Origin of the sequence: Paraburkholderia sp. Ac-20342, assembly GCF_017104985.1 — a bacterium.
Classification (GTDB): Bacteria; Pseudomonadota; Gammaproteobacteria; order Burkholderiales; family Burkholderiaceae; genus Paraburkholderia.
Genome location: NZ_JAAGPQ010000006.1, coordinates 116,430 through 132,811 on the forward strand (window position 1 = coordinate 116,430; position 16,382 = coordinate 132,811).

Consider the following 16,382-nt stretch of genomic DNA (forward strand, 5'->3'; position numbering starts at 1 on the left):
CTCAGGAAGCCGCGCCGGGCAACAGCCGGTACATTTCGGTGTGATCGGTCACGGGCGTCGACTGCTGTGCCGCTTCGTTCCACACCTCGATGCAAGCCGTGCCAAATGTCATCGGATGGCCGACCGCCTGCGCGAGCGCATACGCGATCTTCAGATCCTTGTTCATCAACTGCAGCGCGAAGCCCGACGCAAACGTGCCGCTCAGCATGAACTGCTTGACCTTGTTTTCCGACGTATTGCTGCGCCCCGACGACGCGTTGAGCACGTCTGTCATCACGGCCGGCTCGATGCCGAAACGGCTCGCGATCTGCAGCGCCTCGACCGTCGCGGTCAGTCCCGCCGCCGACACATAATTGTTGAGCGCCTTGGCCGCATGACCGGCGCCCGCGCCGCCGATATGCAGCACGCTCGCGCCCATCGCATCGAGCAACGCCTTGCAGCGCGCAAGCACCTGCGCGTCGCCGCCAACGAGAATCGCGAGCGAGCCCTCCTTCGCGCGCTTGACGCCGCCCGACACCAGCGCATCGAGATACGCAAGGCCGCGCGCTTCGAGCGTCCTGCCGAGTTCGCGCGAGCGCTCCGGTTCCGACGAACTCATGTCGATGACGACAGCGCCCCGCGCGAGTTTCGCGGCCCAACCGTCGCCGAGCACCACGGCCTCGACAATCGCCGAGTTCGGCAGCATCGTGATCAATGCATCGAGCGATGCCGCGTTGTCGTCATTCAGACGCTGCGCACCGGTTTGCTCGGCGAGCGCGGCGGCGCGTGCGGCGTCAGCGTCGGCGATGAACAGTTCGAAGCCGGCGCTGCACAGGCACTGCACCATCGGCGCGCCCATCATGCCGAGACCGACGAAACCGATCCGCTTGAGTTGTGTCATTGCGAGACCTCGTCTAGCGCAGCGCCGAGAATGCGGTCGGCGTCAGAAAATGGTTTTCGATACGCTCGACGATCGGCTTCTCGGCTTCCGTCGCCGCGCGTTTGACGATCCAGTCGGGGTCGGACTGGAACGCGTTCCACTTCTGCTCGCGCTCGGCGAGACTTTCCCACTTGAGCATGTAGGTCAGCGCGTGGTTGCTCGGTCCTATCAACGTGGTCCAGAAACCGAGCTGCTCGATGCCGTATTTTTCGAAAAAGCCGAGCGTGGTCGACGTGAAGCGATCGAGCAGTGCCGGCAAGCGCGTCGGCGCGCAGTGGTAAATACGCATTTCAACGATCATGAATAACCCCTGTTTGATCCGGTACGATGGGCCGGAAGTCCGGCCAGATGCCTGTTTGCGGAAGTGATTGCGAGGCGCTCAGTCGGCGAGCCCCTCCGACGACGACCAGCGCTCGACGTATTTGACGAGTTCGGTCATGTCACGCTTCGCGCCGTCCTGCATCGCCGCGTAGTTCCACACCTGACGCGCGACGCTGCCGACCCACATCGGCACGCCGAGCGCCTGGCATTCGTCCACCGCGAGGCCGATGTCCTTGCACACGCTGCCGACCGGAAAACCGAAATCGAAGCCGTGTGTCAGCACGTGTTTCGGGAATTTGTCCATCGTCGCGCCGTTCTTGCCGCTGCCCGAATTGATCACGGACATCATCACTTCGGGATCGAGGCCGCCGCGCATGCCGGCAACGAACGCTTCCGACGTGATCGCAAAAGCAGTCGACGACAACATGTTGTTGAGCAGCTTCAGCAACTGTCCCTGCCCTGGCTGATCGCCGACGACGAACACCTTGCCGAACACGTCGAACAGCGCGCGAACCTCGTCGAGCGCGGCCGGCTTGCCCGCCGTCATGATCGCCAGCGTGCCTTTCTTCGCGCCCGCAGCGCCGCCGCTTACCGGCGCGTCGACGGTTTCGATGCCCTTCGCGAGCAGAGCGTCGGCCACTTCCCTTTCGATGCGCGAACCGACCGTCGACAGATCGACGAGAATCTTCACCGCGCTACCTTCGATCAGGCCGCCGTCGCCGAGCGCCACCGCCTTGAAAATCGCCGGCGTCGGCAAGCTCGTGAAAACGACGCGCGCGGTGTCGGCCACTTCGCGCACCGACTTCGCCGCGCGCGCGCCGATCGCCGCGAGTTCCGCGACCGCCTGTTCATCGCGATCGCACACGACGAGCGTATGCCCCGCTTCGATCAAACGGCGCGCCATCGGCCGCCCCATCACACCTACGCCGATAAAACCGATCTGCTTGCTGCTTTGTTCGCTGCCTGACATGACTATCCTCATCCGTTGAAAATCGATCGATCGCGCTACTCAGTTCGCGCACGCTAGTTTCATCAGCACCGCCGCATCCGCTTCGCCGTCGAAACGCCACAGCGTATCGATCAGCGGTTGCGGTGCGACCCCCGAGCCGCCGTATGCGGCAAGTTCATGCAGCTTCGCCGCGAGTTCGACGTCGGCGAGTGGCGCGGCGAGACTGCCGCGCGCCGCCTGAATACGCCGCGATATCGTGTCGCCCGAGCGCAGCACGACAGCGACCTGAGCCGACTCGACCGGCCACGACGGATCGTCGATGAAACGCAAGCGCGCGCCGAATGCGCGCAGCGACGGATCGCCCACTGCGCTATCGCTGAACTGCGCGAGGCCGGCCTTGCCCGTCGCGAGCGCGACGGCCACCGCGTGCTGCGCGCTGACCTGCGATTCGCGACCGCTGCGCACAGAGGGCCGGTCGGTACGTTCGCGCAGCAGCGGATGGCCAGTCAGCTCGACCCGTTCGACATCGTCAAGGCTCCAATGCGCATCGCGACGCAGATCGAGACACGCGTCGATCACCGGGTTCAACACCACGCCGCACGGATACGGCTTGTAGGTATTCGACAGCAGCGACCATTCGAGCCCGAGACCGTCGGTCAGTGCCTCGATCTTCGGCTGCGCGGCCGTGACGCGCAGAAAACCGCGCGTGCCTTCGAGCGGCGCATCGGGACCGGAAAAATCGTCGGCGGCGAGCAGCGCCGACAGCAGGCCGTTACGTGCCGCATTGCCTACGCTGATGCTCTTCGACATCGTGCCCAGCGTTTCGACGAGACCGCCCGCCTGCGCGGATGCATTGCCGAGCGCCCACGCGATCTGCCGCGCGTTCAGGCCCAGTACCTTGGCCACGGCGGCGGCCGCGCCGAACACGCCGCACGTCGACGTGATGTGCCAGCCGCGTTGATAGTGCTCCGGCGAAACCGCGTTACCGATGCGGCACTCCACCTCGACGCCGAGCACGAACGCGAGCAGCAGTGCTTCGCCCGTCATCGGCCGTGTTTGAGCGAGCGCTAACAGCGCAGCGGCGACCGGCGCGCTCGGATGAATGATGGTCGGGATATGCGTGTCGTCGAAATCGAACACGTTTGCGCTCATCGCGTTGAGCGCGGCGGCGTTCAGCATGTCGAAGCGTTCGCACCGGCCGATCATGCCCGCACTGCGATCCGCGCCGAAGCGCTGGTAGACGCGCACCGCCTTGTCGAGCGTCGGATCGGTGCAGCCCGCCAGCGCGACCGCCATATAGTTGACGAGCGCGCGCTTCGCTTCGTGCCGCACTGCGGCGGGCACGTCGCGCCAGGTCGCCGCAGCAACCCATTGCGCGATGCGTTGCGTCGCATGGCCGGCGTGGCGGTTGGTGCCGCTCTGGCTGGAACTGCTCTCTGACTGTGCTGCCATGGGCGGATTTGTCCTCTACAGTGTGGCGCTTTCGCCGGATCTTTCGCGGAGCATGCGGATGAGCCCGCACAATGCGATCCGGTCTGCTCTGATGGATAACACCGCTGTCCTCTACGGCCTCGTAGCCGATGCCGCACGATCGTCGTTCGGCTGGCCGCCTGCTGCAAACGTATTGCCGACTTCGGCCGCGATCGATTCGAGCGAACGCCGCCGCGTTTCCGTGCCGAGTACGCCGACGATCGCGGCCTGCACGAGCAGCGTGCCGACGATCAGCGCCAACACGCCGGCGATGCCGAAGTCCGTGAACGCCGACGCGACTACATACGGCACCACGATGCTCACCGCGCGGCCCACCGTATTCGACACGCCCGAGCCACGCAAACGCAGCTCGGTCGGGAACAGTTCCGGCACATACGTTGCGACGCTGAACGACGACAGCACGTAGATGCAGCAGGTGATCGCGAAACCGAGCGCGGCGATCGCCACTTCCGACTGCGCGAACGGATAAGCGGCGCCAAACCCCGCGCAGATCAGCGAAAACAGCACGATGCCCCACTTGCGGCCGACACGCTCCGCCAGTGCAAAGGCGATCAGCGAACCCACCGGGCCGCCCGCGAACATCACCGCCGTCAGTCCCAGCGAATTCGAGACGCTATGGCCTTGCTTGACAAGAAAAGTCGGAATCCAGCTGACGAACGCGTAGTTGACGACGAACAGCGCGACTAGCACCGTGATGCCGGTAATCGTGCGCGTGAGCAGTCGGCGCGCGAACAGATCGCCGAGACGTCCGTTGTCCCGCGTGTCGGAATGGCGCAGCTGCTGAGCCGCAGCCGCGATCGCCGCGGTTGAATCGACGCCGCATGCGGTCTCGATGTTCGACACGATCCGGTCCGCCTCGGCGACGCGATTGCGCGATGCGAGCCAGCGCGGCGACTCCGGCATCGACTTGCGCAGGAACCACACGACGAGCGCGCCGCAGCCCGCGATCGCGAACATCCAGCGCCAGCCGTAGTGCGGCACGATCAGCCAGCCGAGGAAGGTTGACAGGAACAGCGACGTATTGATGATGAGATTGAGGATCGTGCCGAACCGGCCGCGCCACGCAGCCGGAATGAATTCACTCAGCGTGCCGTAGCCAACGACGATCTCCGCCCCCATGCCGATGCCCATCACGAGGCGGAAGAAAATCAGCCAGTACATCGAAGGCGCAAGCGCCGCGGCAATCGATGCGAAGCCGTAGATGCCGAGATTGAACTGATAGCAGAAACGCCGCCCGAAGCGGTCGCCGAGCAGACCGGACAGCCATGCGCCCGCCATCATGCCGAGGAACGTGACGGACACGAACATCGCGTTGAGCTTCAGCGTGGATTCGCCGCTGTGGATCATTGCGGCAAGCACCGTGCCGGCGATGTAGATGTCGAACGAGTCGAAATACATACCCGCCGCGATCAAGCCAAGCAGCCGCCAGTGATAACCGGACAGCGGCACGCTGTCCAGTCGGTATCCAATACTCGCTTCGTTCTGCATAGGTACTGTCTCCGTCAAAGGCACTTTTCTTGTTGTCGGGTTGCGGCTTCACGCTGCGTCGCTCATCGAATGTGAGCGTTACCATAAAGATCGATTATATTCGCGTAATACAATCGGTCAAGAAGACATTTACCCTGGCAAGATTTTTTCTGCCGATGCACGGAGAAAACACGTACGTATGTTGCAATGCGATTGGAGCGCATACCGGTACAGTACGGCGTGCGTGGCGCCCGCCAGCCGGTATCAGACGCGGCCGTCCACCCCCGCCGTATTCCACTGTCCCGCGCCACCGCTTGGCCTCACGGTGCTCACGATCGCCGAGCCGCCGTCCACCGACAGCACGTCGCCGTTGATATAACTGGACTCGTCGCTGAGCAGGAATGCGACCGCATTGGCGACTTCGTCCGGCGTGCCGACTCGCCGCATCGGCACAGTCGTGCCGCGCTGCACCACATCGCCGCCGGCGCCGGAGCCAGCGGCATTGGCAGCGAACAGCGCGGTCGGCACCAGTCCCGGCGCAACCGCGTTGACGCGAATACCACGCGGCCCCCCGTACATCGCCCCTCCATGCACGATCCCGAGCACACCGTGCTTCGAGGTCTGGTACGGCAACAGGTCGTGACTGCCGAGCAACGCGCCGATCGATGCGGTAATCACGATCGAGCCCGTACCCTGCTGCACCGCGTATTGACGAAAGGCCGCGCGCGCGCCGAGAAACGGGCCGCGCAGATTCACGCGCATGACCGCATCGAATTCGTCGACGCCGATGTCCGGAAAGAGCGCCAGCGTTCCGACGATGCCCGCGTTCAGGTGATGCAGATCGACGCGTCCGAATCTATCGAGCGTCTCGCGCATATAGCGCTCGACATCTTCTTCGCGTGACACGTCTGCCTGAACAGCCAGTGCGTTGCCGGGTTCCGGCAATGAAGCCGCGACCTCCTGCGCCAGTGCGCGCTCGACATCGACCACGACGACGCGTGCGCCGTCCTCGGCGAGCCGCCGTGCGGTTGCCGCGCCGATGCCGCTGCCGGCCCCCGTTACGATGACGACTTTTCCTTGAAGCGATGCAAAGCTCACGCTGTTATTCCTCCATGCAAAAGAAGCGTCCGGCGCAACCGACGCGCCGGGCGCAGAACCTGGCGCCCGTCAGAAGTGATGCCGGATGCCGGCACGCACGACCACCTGTGAATTCGACGCCGATGAGCCGCCGCCATTCGACGCATCGCCCACAGAAGCGGTTGCGTCGACCACGTTGCCGAACGCGTCGAGCGTGCGGCCCGACGCATGCTGATAGCCGCCGACGAGGAACAGGATGGTCCATTTCGACAGATTCTTAAACGCAGCGACGCTGATCTGGTTGTACTGCGGAGGCGATGACGAACTGTCCACCGAACTGCCGCGCGAATACGCGTACGCCGTGGCAAGCGCGAGCGTCGAGGTGACTTGCCACGACGCAACGGCGCCGCCCGTGTTGAATTTCTGATTGCGATGGAACAGCGAGAACGGCCCCGGCCTGTACTGCACGTTGCTGTAGTTCAAGCCGAGCGTGACCGGGCCGATCACGTAATTCCACGCGGTGCCGATGATCTGCAAGGTTTCCGCCGACGCGAAACCCGCGTTGATCGACGAATTGAAAATGCTGTCCGACGAGCCGACCCACGTGCCGTTCGTCACGTCGTCGGGACCCGTCTTGCTATTGTCCGCACGGTAGTACGCGACGCTGCCCGCGAGCGGACCGCGAGCATAAGCCGCCCCGATACCGTAGGTGCTTTTGTCGTGCATCGATCCCGGCTGTCCGCCGAAACCGTACAACGCCTCGATGGTAAAGCCGCCCATCACGGGGCTCGTGTATTTGACCGAGTTGCTGATGCGCAGGCTATTGTCGAAATCGTCGAGGTCGCCCGGATGCGCTGCAATACCGTTCAGAAAGCGCGTCGGCCCGAGCGGCTCGACGAGGTCGACCAGCGGATCGTACTGACGCCCAAAGGTCAACGTGCCATAGCGCGTATTGCCCAGACCGACGAACGCCTGACGATTGAACATCGTACCGGCCGACGCGAACGCGCCGGTGCCGATATTGAAACCGTTCTCCAACGTAAATACCGCACGATAGCCGCCGCCCAGATCCTCGACGCCCTTCAGACCCCAGCGATCCGCAAAGGTCGAACCGCTGACGAAGCCGAGCTTCGAATGGTTCACCAGCATCGCGGGCCGACCCGCCGCGCCCGGTGTCACGGTAACCGCCTGGTTGTTCGAATACCCGATGCCGGCATCGAGAATACCGTACAGCGTCACGCTGCTTTGCGCGCAGGCCGCGCCGGCGCCCGTGCCGAGCACGAGCGAAGCCAGAATCAGTTTCTTCTTCATCGTTGTTCTCCTGACCGGGAGGTGCAAGTCCACCCCGGTGTCTCCATTGAATGTGATTTTGAGATTTTTATATGTGATCCTAAACACTCAACTGGCGATGCAACCTGATGCCACCCGGCATCGCGCGCATCGCAAGCCGATGTGTTTGCGGGCGGACCGTGGCCTGCCCCTTACCGCTGCTACCTGCCCTTTTCCGAACCGCGATCGCATGAACCGCGGCGCGATAACCGCCTGCTACAACTCGACGTAGACGGTGCCGTCTTCGATCCTGATCGGATACGCGCGCACGTCTTCACGCGCGGGAGGACCGATCACCTTGCCGGTGCGGATCGAGAAGCACGACTGGTGCATCGGGCATTCGATCACGTCGCCGTCGACAAAACCATCCGACAGCCGCACCTCGGGCTCGTGCGTGCAGCGGTCGCTGATCGCATAGACTTCGCGGCCCAGCCGGTACAGCGCGATTGGCGTATCGCCGATCAGCAGCGGGCACGGCGTGCCCTCCGCCACGGCGTCGGCCTGGATTGCGGGGTGCCATTCGCTCATCGTGTCTGTCTCCCAGTCGGGCAGCTCAGAGGCCCATTTTTTCGCGGTAGTAGTGATAGAAGCTGCGGATCAGCGTCTCCGTCAGCATGGTTTCCTGCGGCGCGTAATCGCGCCCGCCCATCTCGACGGCCTGCACCGAATCCGGCGCGCTTTGCGCAACTGGCTGCATCAGCGCGAGCACTTCGCTGTCGTCGACCGCGACATAGCCGGCCGGCCCCATCAGATTCGCCTGCTTGATGCGGCGGCTCTGCATCGTCTCGTCGTCGTCCTCGAAGCCGTAGTGCGTCCACGACAGCTCCGTCTGCGATTCCGACTTCGGAATCACATGGCGGATCGCCAGCGAATTTCCATGCTGCTGAAAGAACACCGACGGCAATACCGAGAAATTGATCATCGAACTGTCGCCGAATTCGTCAACGGGCCGCACCATGTCCATGTCCTGCAGCGAGAAATCGCTTTTCAGCGACGCAAGCTGCTGCGTGACTTCGTTCTTCTCGCTCGCGGTAGCGGCCGAATAGGTCGACGCCATGATCGCGTGGCGGCCGCCGAGCGTCGGCACCGCCTTGAACGCGGTATCCGCACGCAGCAGGCCGAAGGTCAGGAAAAAGCTGTGCAGCAGCGTCGCGTGATACGGATCGCGACTGTTCTCGACATACAGTTTCCAGTTGCATGGCAATAGCTGGCGGTTGTAGCCGAGCAGTTTGAGACGGCCGTTGCCGGTTGCGCGATCGATCAGCGCGGCGATTTCGTCACCCAGATAGGCCTCGAGATCCGGTGCCGATTCGTCGAAGGTCGCCCACACGAGACCTTTGCGTTCCTCTACGCGCAGCTTGCGCAGGCCGTGCTCGCCCTTGGCGAAATCCCGCGGCATGCCGCCCTTGCCCATTGCGCCGCGTAAAAACGGCAGGCCGAGCAGGTTGCCCTTCAGATCGTAGCTCCAGTGGTGATAGGGACAAGTGAAGTCCTTCACGACACCATTGTTTTTCCAGCACAGCATCGATCCGCGATGCGCGCAGCGGTTCTCGACCACATTGATGGTGCCGTCTTCATCGCGCACCATCAGTACCGGGCGCGTGCCGATCCAACTGCGTTTGAACGCGCCCGGCTCGGCGATTTCACAGGCGAGACCAACGAAATTCCAGGTGGAGCCTTCGTAGAAGACTTCCATTTCGCGCTTGAACAGATCCGGATCGGAATAGATCCAGGCAGGAATGCGCGCGTCGCGCTGTTCTGGCCAGCGGCGCAACTGCGCGGTGGAAACCGTGCTCGTATTCATTCGGCGTGCCTCGTTAGACGGGATAAATCAACGACGTGCGGATGCGGTAATTGTCGAACACGCAGATCCGCTGACGGAATTTCAGCGCGCCGCCCTCGCGCACGACGCGGTCGATATAGCGGCCAACCAGCAGCAGATGCGCTTCGCGGTCCGACATGCTTTCGAAAATCGCGAAGTTCGCCTGCGACGACCAGCCCTGCGCGTCGATCTCGTTGACCTGCACGCCGCTCACCATATGGCGCAGCACGCGAGGCTCGAACACGGCCGTCTCGCGGATGCCGGCAATGCGGTCGCGGATCATGCCGATGCCCTCGCACTGCATCGTCGACAGCGGCAGTTGCGCGGTATGGTTCTCGAGCGACACCACCCGATACAGGCAATCGTCGGTGAAAAATGTCGACCAGCGATCGAGGTCGAATTCGTCGAGCGCGAATGCATAGTCGTCGTAGAAATCGCGCAGTTCGGCGCGTATCTGCGCACGGCCGGCAGCGTCGAGGTCCTGCATGCTCCCAGGTTGCTGAGTCATCGTTGCGGCTCTCCTTCAGTGGTCCTGATATCTACTGCGTCGCGCCACGCGGCGTTCAGCCGCGCAGCGAGCGGATCTGCGCGTGATACGGCTCCGGATCGATCACGACGTCGACCACGCTCGGACCGTCGGCCGCGAGCGCCGCACTCAGCGCATCGGCCAGTTGCGCCGGATCCTCGACGCGCCAGCCCCTGGCGCCGAAACCACGCGCGACCTGCGCGAAGTCGGTGTGCGAATAATCGACCCCGGCATGCGGCAGATCGCGGCGACGCTGCTTGACGCCGATCAGCGTCATGCTCGAGTCGTTGAAAACCACTACCGTCAGCTTGCAGCCTGCCTGCACGGCGGTGGCGAATTCGGCCGCGCACATCATCAGCCCGCCGTCGCCGGTGAAGGCGACCACTGGCCGGTTCGGCTCGGCGAGCGCCGCGCCGATCGCGGCCGGCAACGCGAAGGCCATCGTCGCGAGACCGCGCGAGATCAGCACGTCGCGCGGCGCGTTCGCCTGGAAGTGCGCCATCACGGGTAGCATGTGCGCGCCTGCATCGACAGTGATACGTGCGTTCGCCGGCAGCGCCGCGCAGGCGGCCTCGGTTAGCGACTGCGGCGTAATCGGGCCGCCGCCGTGCGTCAGCGCGCGCGCACGCATGCCTTCCTTCAGCGTGCCGAGCTGCGTGCTGTGCCAGTCGCTGCGTGCAAGACCGACCTCGAGCTGCGCGGCGGCAACGGCCAGATCGCCGATCACGGATGCGACCGGGTTAAAGTAGTGACGCGGGAATGAATGCAGCGCGATATCGAGCACCGGTGTCGTATAGCGCCACGGCTGCGGCGCGAATTCGACCGGGTCCGTGCCGAACAGCACGAACAGATCCGCACTGCGCAGCGTCTCGTCTTCCGCGGCACCACCGATGTACGAGCCGAGCATGAGCGGATCGGCGTCGGGCAATACGCCCTTCGCCTTGTACGTCGCCAACACCGGGCATTGCAGCTTTGCGGCGAGCCGGCGCAAGGCTTCGCTGGCACGCGCCTCGGCCGCCTGCAAACCAGCGATGATCACAGGCCGCCTCGCCGCTGCCAGCACCTTGCGCGCATGCTCGAAGACGGCGGGCCCGGGAGCGGCGGGCACCGGCCTCGCGACCTGCACGGGCACCGCATCGGCCGGCACCGTACCGCGCATGCCCGCGCCGGTGACTTCCAGATAGACCGGTCCGTACGGTGCGCTCAACGCGGTGTCGAGCAACGCGCCGACGGCCGGCAGCGCAACCGGCGTGTCGAGCCGCGCGGCGCCCTTGATCAGCGGCTCCAGCACGCGCGTCTGATCGAAACGCTGATGGCTGATAAAAGCCTGCTCGTGCTCGTAACCGTCGCCTATCAGCACGATCGGCGCGCGGTCCAGCGCTGCATACGCGACACCGTTCACGCCGTTCGCGAGACCGGGGCCGCGCGTCGTCAGCACGACGCCGAGACTGCCGGTCAGTTCGGCCGTGACTGCCGCCATCATCGCAGCCGAGTTTTCCGTGCGCGTCACGACGAATTCGATCCCTGCCTCGTTTGCCGCCTCGATCACATCGAGACTGCAATCGCCGCCCGGCACGCCGAAAATCCGCGTCACGCCGCGAGCCGCCAGTTGTTCGATCAATACCTGCGCACCGGTCCGACTAGACATTCACGTTCTCCCAAATGGAGCGTTGCCGCTCTCGTTGTCGTCCTTCACTCACCGCGCCCGGGCCGCGGGCGTCTGAGTCCGGGCGATCCGCCTGAATACGGAAAAAACTTCGTGTTAGCGCCATCCATCCAAACCCAACCCAGCGCGTAACATTTCACGATCAAACCGGCGACTGCGCGCCGTGCCCGTGCGCCCATGCGCTAGACGCCGAGCAACGCGCCAAGGCGCGCCATCTTCGACGGCAGCTCGGGCGCCGCGAAATGTTCGGCGACCTCGCCGTGCTCCATCACATAGAAACGGTCCGCGAGCGGCGCGGCGAAGCGGAAATTCTGCTCGACCATCAGGATCGTGTAGCCGCGCTCCTTGAGCATGCGGATCATCCGGCCGAGCGCCTGCACGATCACCGGCGCGAGCCCCTCCGAAATCTCGTCGAGCAACAGAATCCGCGCACCGGCTCTCAGGATGCGCGCGAGCGCGAGCATTTGCTGCTCACCGCCCGACAGCCGCGTACCCTGGCTCGTGCGGCGCTCGTGCAGATTCGGAAACACCTCGTAGATCTCCTGCATCGACATCCCTTCGCCATGCTTCGACAACGCGGGCGGCAACAGCAGGTTTTCCTCAACGTTCAGCGACGCGAAAATGCCACGCTCTTCCGGGCAATACCCGACGCCCATATGCGCGATACGATGCGTGGGCCGGCCGATCGCCTCGACCCCGCCGATCCGGATCGACCCCTTACGGGCACCTGTCAGGCCGAACACCGCGCGCAGCAGCGTCGTACGGCCGGAACCGTTGCGACCGAGCAAGCTGACCACTTCGCCGTGTCCGACCGTCAGGTCGACGCCATGCAGCACGTGCGACTCCCCATACCAGGCATGCAGGCTGCTGACTTGCAATGCGGCCTCGCTCATGCAACCTCCCTGCGCTGCGGTTCCTGCGGCGCGCCGATATACGCTTCGACAACCAGTGGATCGGTCGACACGGTCTGGTAATCGCCCTCGGCGAGAATCGCGCCGCGCTGCAGCACCGTAATGCGGTCGCTGATACCCGCGACCATTGCCATGTTGTGTTCGACCATCAACACCGTGCGTCCCGCCGACACTTTCCTGATCAGTTCGGTCACGCGTTCGACGTCTTCGTGTCCCATGCCGGAGGTCGGCTCGTCGAGCAGCATCAGTTCCGGGTCCATCGCAAGCGTGGTCGCGATTTCGAGTGCGCGTTTGCGGCCGTACGGCAGATCCGTGACGACGCGATCCGCGAAGCTGCCGAGATCGACTTCCTCCAGCAACTGCATGGCGCGCTCATTAAGCACGTTCAGCGCCCGTTCGCTACGCCAGAACTGGTACGACGTGCCCGTCGCGCGCTGCAAGCCGACACGCACGTTCTGCAACACCGTCATATGCGGAAACACCGCGGAAATCTGGAACGAACGCACAATGCCGCGTCGCGCGACCTGCGACGGCCGTTGCGAGGTAATGTCGATTCCGTTGAACAGGATGCGGCCGGAAGTGGGCGCCAGCGTCTTCGTCAGCAGGTTGAAGCAGGTCGTCTTGCCCGCGCCGTTCGGCCCGAGCAGCGCATGGATATGCCCGCGCCGCACTTTCAGGTTCACGCGATTGACCGCGGTGAAGCCCTTGAAGTCCTTGCTCAGATCGCGCGTTTCGAGAATCCGGTCATCCATGTTGACGCGCTCCCTGCCCACCCGCCTTGCGCGACAACGCCAGCATCGAACCGACGATGCCACGCCTGAACGTCAGCACGCACACCACGAAGATCAGCCCCGTCACCATCGTCACCGAGACGCCGATCTGCCTGAACCAGTCGACATGCGTGGTCTCCGCGAGCAGATTGCCGAAGTCGCCGAGCTTGCTCTCGAGTGCGACGATGACCAACGCGCCGATCACCGGACCGAAATAGGTGCCCATACCGCCGATCAGCACCATCAGGATGACGAGGCCGGACATCGCCCAGTGCGCATCGGTGAGCGTCTGCGTGCCGACCGAGACTGCCTTCGTCGCTCCCGCGAGCCCGGCGAGCGAGGTCGACAGCACGAACGCAAGCAGCTTGTGACGCGTAACGTCATACCCGAGCGACACGGCCCTCGCTTCGTTTTCGCGGATCGCGAGCAGTACCTGGCCGAACGGTGAATGCACGACCCGCAGCATGAGCGCGTAGCCGAGGGAGGTGATTGCAAGCACGACGTAATAGAACGTCATATCGTCGGTCAGATCGAGACCCGCGAGCGTGCCGCGCGGAATCCCCTGCAAGCCGTCCTCGCCGCCGGTAAACGGTGCCTGCAGGAATACGAAGTAAATCATCTGCGCGAGCGCGAGAGTAATCATCGAGAAATAGATACCGTTGCGACGTGCGGCCAGCAGACCGAAGCCCAGCCCCATCAATGCGCCCGTCACGATGCCGGCGACGATGCCGAGCGCAAACGGCCAGTGCAGCGTCGCGAGCACATAGCCGGCGATATAACCCGCGCCACCGAAGAACGCGGCATGCCCGAACGACACCAGCCCGGCGAAGCCGATCAGAAGATTGAACGAACACGCGAACAGTGCGAAGCACAGCACGTTCATCAGAAACAGCGGATAAACGAAATGCGGAGCCAGCAGGAATACGACGACTGCGAAGCCATAAGCGACTTTTCTGTCGATCATCGCGCGAATCTCCCGTGAAGCACATAACAGTCGGATGCATGCATGTTCAACGCTCCTTGCCGAACAGGCCCGCTGGGCGCAGCACCAGTACGATCGCCATAATGACGAATACGACCGTAGCCGACGCCTGCGGATAGAACAGGCTGACCAGCGCTTCCGCCACCCCGAGCACGAGCCCCGTGACGATCGCGCCGACGATCGAACTCAACCCGCCGATCACCACCACCGCGAACACCACGACGATCAGGTTCGAACCCATCTGTGGCGACACCTGCACCGTGGGTGCGGCCAGCACGCCGGCCAGTCCGGCGAGGCCCACGCCGAAAGCGTAGGTCAGCGTGATCAGGCGCGGCACGTTGATGCCGAAAGCCTCGACGAGGCGCGGGTTCTCGGTGCCCGCCCGTAGATACGAGCCCAGACGTGTGCGCTCGATCGCATACCAGGTCGCGAAACATACGACGAGGCTTACCGCGACGACCCACGCCTGATACACCGGCAGCACCATGAAGCCGAGATCGGCGGCACCGTTCAGCGCGTCGGGCGCCGAATACGACACGCCCGAGGCGCCATAGAACGACTGCAGCAGGCCTTCGAGAAAGCTCGCGAGGCCGATCATCAGCAGCAGCCCGTACAGGTGATCCAGCTTGTAGAGCCAGCGCAGCATCGTCTTCTCGATCACGACGCCGATCAACCCGACGATCAGCGGTGCAAGAATCAGCATTACCCAGTAGCTGAGGCCGAGATAGTCGAGCCCCATCCACGTCGCGAACGCGCCGAGCATGTACAGCGCGCCGTGCGACAGGTTGATTACATTGAGCAAACCGAAAATGATCGCGAGACCGAGCGACAACATCGCGTAAAACGAGCCGTTGACGAGACCGATCACCAGTTGGGACAGGACAGCCTGTACCGGATAGCCGAAAATTTCCATATCTGATTCCGCAAGCCCGCCGCGTCACTTCCACAACTTGCATTGCGATTCGGCTTTCGTGTTGAATGCCTGATCGCCTGGAATCGTGCGAATCGTCTTGTAGTAATCCCACGGATATTTCGACTCGGCCGGCGTCTTCACCTGGCGTAGATACATGTCGTGCACCATGCGTCCGTCGGGACGGATCGTGCCATGCTTCGTGAACAGGTCGTCGATCGGATGCGTCTTCATGTAGGCCATCACCTTGTCGCCGTCATCGCTATTGAGCGCCTTGACCGCTTTCAGATAAGTGAGCGTGGCCGAGTAGTCGGCCGCCTGCATCGCGGTCGGCATGCGATGCACGATCGCGAAGAAGCGTTTGGACCACGCACGCGATTCGTCATCCTGATCCCAGTACCAGCTGTCCGTGAGATACATGCCCTGGGTCAGATTGAGGCCGAGAGAATTTATCTCGGTGATGTGTGTAAGAATCGCGGCGAGGTGCATCGTCTTGTTGACGCCGAACTGGTTCGCCGTTTTCACCGCATTGATCAGATCGCCGCCGCTGGTGGCCAAGCCGAGAATCTGCGCTTTCGACGCCTGTGCCTGCAACACCAGCGAGGAGAAGTTGGGCGACGCACCCACCGGGTGCCTGACCGAACCCAATACCTTGCCGCCCTTCGCCTGCACGACCTTCGCCGTTTCGTCCTGCAGCGATGTACCGAACGCGTAGTCCGCGGTGATGAAGAACCAGGTCTTGCCGCCCTGATCGACGATCGCGCCCCCCGTGCCGCGCGACACCGAGATCGTGTCGTATGCGTAGGCGACCGTGTACGGCGTGCAGTCTTCGTTGGTGAGCCGCGCGGTTGCCGCGGTGACCGCCATGAACGGCTTTTTCTTCTCGGCCGACAGTTTCGCCAGCGCGAGGCCGACACTCGAGTTAGCGCCGCCGATCATCATGTCGAGGCCGTCCTGATCGAACCACTCGTGCGCCTTGTTGTTCGCGACGTCCACCTTGTTCAGATGATCCGCATACAGCAGCTCGATCTTCTTGCCGTTGACCGTGCCGCCGAAATCGGCAATTGCCATCCTGATCGCTTCCACGCCGCCCTGCCCGTCGTTGTCGGCGTAGGTTCCCGAAATATCGGTGAGAAAGCCTATTTTCACGGCGTCGCCTGAAATCTGCGCCGATGCCTGGATTGACCAGCCGGCGGAAAGTACCGTGATGGCCGCACAGCAGAATGCCCCGAATCTCATGCG

The 16,382-nt window shown here is 63.4% G+C and carries 16 protein-coding genes; all 16 read right to left on the bottom strand.

Annotated features, from left to right (window positions below):
* Position 1: 1 nt before the first annotated feature.
* The 16 genes from G3N58_RS04215 to G3N58_RS04290 all read right to left on the bottom strand — a co-directional run bounded on the left by G3N58_RS04215 (position 2) and on the right by G3N58_RS04290 (position 16,379).
* The gene (locus G3N58_RS04215) at positions 2-880 is read right to left on the bottom strand and encodes an NAD(P)-dependent oxidoreductase (protein ID WP_205998525.1); all 879 of its coding nucleotides are present in this window, start codon (positions 878-880) and stop codon (positions 2-4) included.
* 13 nt (positions 881-893) lie between these two features.
* Positions 894-1,220: an NIPSNAP family protein gene (locus tag G3N58_RS04220; protein WP_167044384.1), complete on the bottom strand. Its 327-nt coding sequence runs from the start codon at positions 1,218-1,220 to the stop codon at positions 894-896.
* A gap of 78 nt (positions 1,221-1,298) precedes the next feature.
* Positions 1,299-2,210 carry an NAD(P)-dependent oxidoreductase gene (locus G3N58_RS04225; protein ID WP_205998526.1) on the bottom strand — a complete coding sequence of 304 codons (912 nt, stop codon included), beginning with the start codon at positions 2,208-2,210 and terminating at the stop codon, positions 1,299-1,301.
* 39 nt (positions 2,211-2,249) lie between these two features.
* Positions 2,250-3,641 (bottom strand): MmgE/PrpD family protein, encoded by a 1,392-nt coding sequence (locus G3N58_RS04230; protein WP_205998527.1) that lies wholly within the window; start codon positions 3,639-3,641, stop codon positions 2,250-2,252.
* Between the two features lie 111 nt (positions 3,642-3,752).
* Positions 3,753-5,168 carry an MFS transporter gene (locus G3N58_RS04235; RefSeq protein WP_205998528.1) on the bottom strand — a complete coding sequence of 472 codons (1,416 nt, stop codon included), beginning with the start codon at positions 5,166-5,168 and terminating at the stop codon, positions 3,753-3,755.
* 243 nt (positions 5,169-5,411) lie between these two features.
* Entirely contained in the window at positions 5,412-6,245 is an 834-nt protein-coding gene (locus G3N58_RS04240; RefSeq protein ID WP_205998529.1) for a glucose 1-dehydrogenase, read from the bottom strand.
* Positions 6,246-6,314: 69 nt separating this feature from the next.
* Complete coding sequence (locus tag G3N58_RS04245; RefSeq protein ID WP_205998530.1) at positions 6,315-7,535, bottom strand: porin; 1,221 nt, start codon at positions 7,533-7,535, stop codon at positions 6,315-6,317.
* 234 nt (positions 7,536-7,769) lie between these two features.
* Positions 7,770-8,081 carry a non-heme iron oxygenase ferredoxin subunit gene (locus tag G3N58_RS04250; protein ID WP_205998531.1) on the bottom strand — a complete coding sequence of 104 codons (312 nt, stop codon included), beginning with the start codon at positions 8,079-8,081 and terminating at the stop codon, positions 7,770-7,772.
* 25 nt (positions 8,082-8,106) lie between these two features.
* Positions 8,107-9,357 carry an SRPBCC family protein gene (locus G3N58_RS04255; RefSeq protein WP_205987980.1) on the bottom strand — a complete coding sequence of 417 codons (1,251 nt, stop codon included), beginning with the start codon at positions 9,355-9,357 and terminating at the stop codon, positions 8,107-8,109.
* A gap of 13 nt (positions 9,358-9,370) precedes the next feature.
* Positions 9,371-9,883 carry an aromatic-ring-hydroxylating dioxygenase subunit beta gene (locus tag G3N58_RS04260; RefSeq protein WP_241016975.1) on the bottom strand — a complete coding sequence of 171 codons (513 nt, stop codon included), beginning with the start codon at positions 9,881-9,883 and terminating at the stop codon, positions 9,371-9,373.
* A gap of 55 nt (positions 9,884-9,938) precedes the next feature.
* Positions 9,939-11,549, bottom strand: coding sequence for a thiamine pyrophosphate-binding protein (locus G3N58_RS04265; protein ID WP_205998532.1), 1,611 nt, complete (start codon positions 11,547-11,549; stop codon positions 9,939-9,941).
* Between the two features lie 200 nt (positions 11,550-11,749).
* The gene (locus G3N58_RS04270; RefSeq protein WP_205998533.1) at positions 11,750-12,460 is read right to left on the bottom strand and encodes an ABC transporter ATP-binding protein; all 711 of its coding nucleotides are present in this window, start codon (positions 12,458-12,460) and stop codon (positions 11,750-11,752) included.
* Complete coding sequence (locus G3N58_RS04275) at positions 12,457-13,230, bottom strand: ABC transporter ATP-binding protein (protein ID WP_205998534.1); 774 nt, start codon at positions 13,228-13,230, stop codon at positions 12,457-12,459. Before G3N58_RS04275 ends, G3N58_RS04270 begins: the two co-directional genes overlap by 4 nt.
* A complete protein-coding gene (locus G3N58_RS04280; protein ID WP_205988145.1) occupies positions 13,223-14,209 on the bottom strand; it encodes a branched-chain amino acid ABC transporter permease in 987 nt (328 codons plus the stop codon). Before G3N58_RS04280 ends, G3N58_RS04275 begins: the two co-directional genes overlap by 8 nt.
* A 49-nt stretch (positions 14,210-14,258) precedes the next feature.
* A complete protein-coding gene (locus tag G3N58_RS04285; protein ID WP_205998535.1) occupies positions 14,259-15,143 on the bottom strand; it encodes a branched-chain amino acid ABC transporter permease in 885 nt (294 codons plus the stop codon).
* Positions 15,144-15,167: 24 nt separating this feature from the next.
* Positions 15,168-16,379, bottom strand: a complete 1,212-nt coding sequence (locus tag G3N58_RS04290; protein ID WP_205987985.1) for an ABC transporter substrate-binding protein — start codon at positions 16,377-16,379, stop codon at positions 15,168-15,170.
* Between the last annotated feature and the right edge of the window lie 3 nt (positions 16,380-16,382).

Coding starts and splice junctions, on each gene's coding strand:
- G3N58_RS04285 (WP_205998535.1), bottom strand. CDS start 15,143: ATGGAAATTTTCGGCTATCCGGTACAGGCTGTCCTGTCCCAACTGGTG.
- G3N58_RS04250 (WP_205998531.1), bottom strand. CDS start 8,081: ATGAGCGAATGGCACCCCGCAATCCAGGCCGACGCCGTGGCGGAGGGC.
- G3N58_RS04235 (WP_205998528.1), bottom strand. CDS start 5,168: ATGCAGAACGAAGCGAGTATTGGATACCGACTGGACAGCGTGCCGCTG.
- G3N58_RS04270 (WP_205998533.1), bottom strand. CDS start 12,460: ATGAGCGAGGCCGCATTGCAAGTCAGCAGCCTGCATGCCTGGTATGGG.
- G3N58_RS04265 (WP_205998532.1), bottom strand. CDS start 11,549: ATGTCTAGTCGGACCGGTGCGCAGGTATTGATCGAACAACTGGCGGCT.
- G3N58_RS04255 (WP_205987980.1), bottom strand. CDS start 9,357: ATGAATACGAGCACGGTTTCCACCGCGCAGTTGCGCCGCTGGCCAGAA.
- G3N58_RS04260 (WP_241016975.1), bottom strand. CDS start 9,883: ATGACTCAGCAACCTGGGAGCATGCAGGACCTCGACGCTGCCGGCCGT.
- G3N58_RS04290 (WP_205987985.1), bottom strand. CDS start 16,379: ATGAGATTCGGGGCATTCTGCTGTGCGGCCATCACGGTACTTTCCGCC.
- G3N58_RS04220 (WP_167044384.1), bottom strand. CDS start 1,220: ATGATCGTTGAAATGCGTATTTACCACTGCGCGCCGACGCGCTTGCCG.
- G3N58_RS04275 (WP_205998534.1), bottom strand. CDS start 13,230: ATGGATGACCGGATTCTCGAAACGCGCGATCTGAGCAAGGACTTCAAG.
- G3N58_RS04225 (WP_205998526.1), bottom strand. CDS start 2,210: ATGTCAGGCAGCGAACAAAGCAGCAAGCAGATCGGTTTTATCGGCGTA.
- G3N58_RS04245 (WP_205998530.1), bottom strand. CDS start 7,535: ATGAAGAAGAAACTGATTCTGGCTTCGCTCGTGCTCGGCACGGGCGCC.
- G3N58_RS04215 (WP_205998525.1), bottom strand. CDS start 880: ATGACACAACTCAAGCGGATCGGTTTCGTCGGTCTCGGCATGATGGGC.
- G3N58_RS04230 (WP_205998527.1), bottom strand. CDS start 3,641: ATGGCAGCACAGTCAGAGAGCAGTTCCAGCCAGAGCGGCACCAACCGC.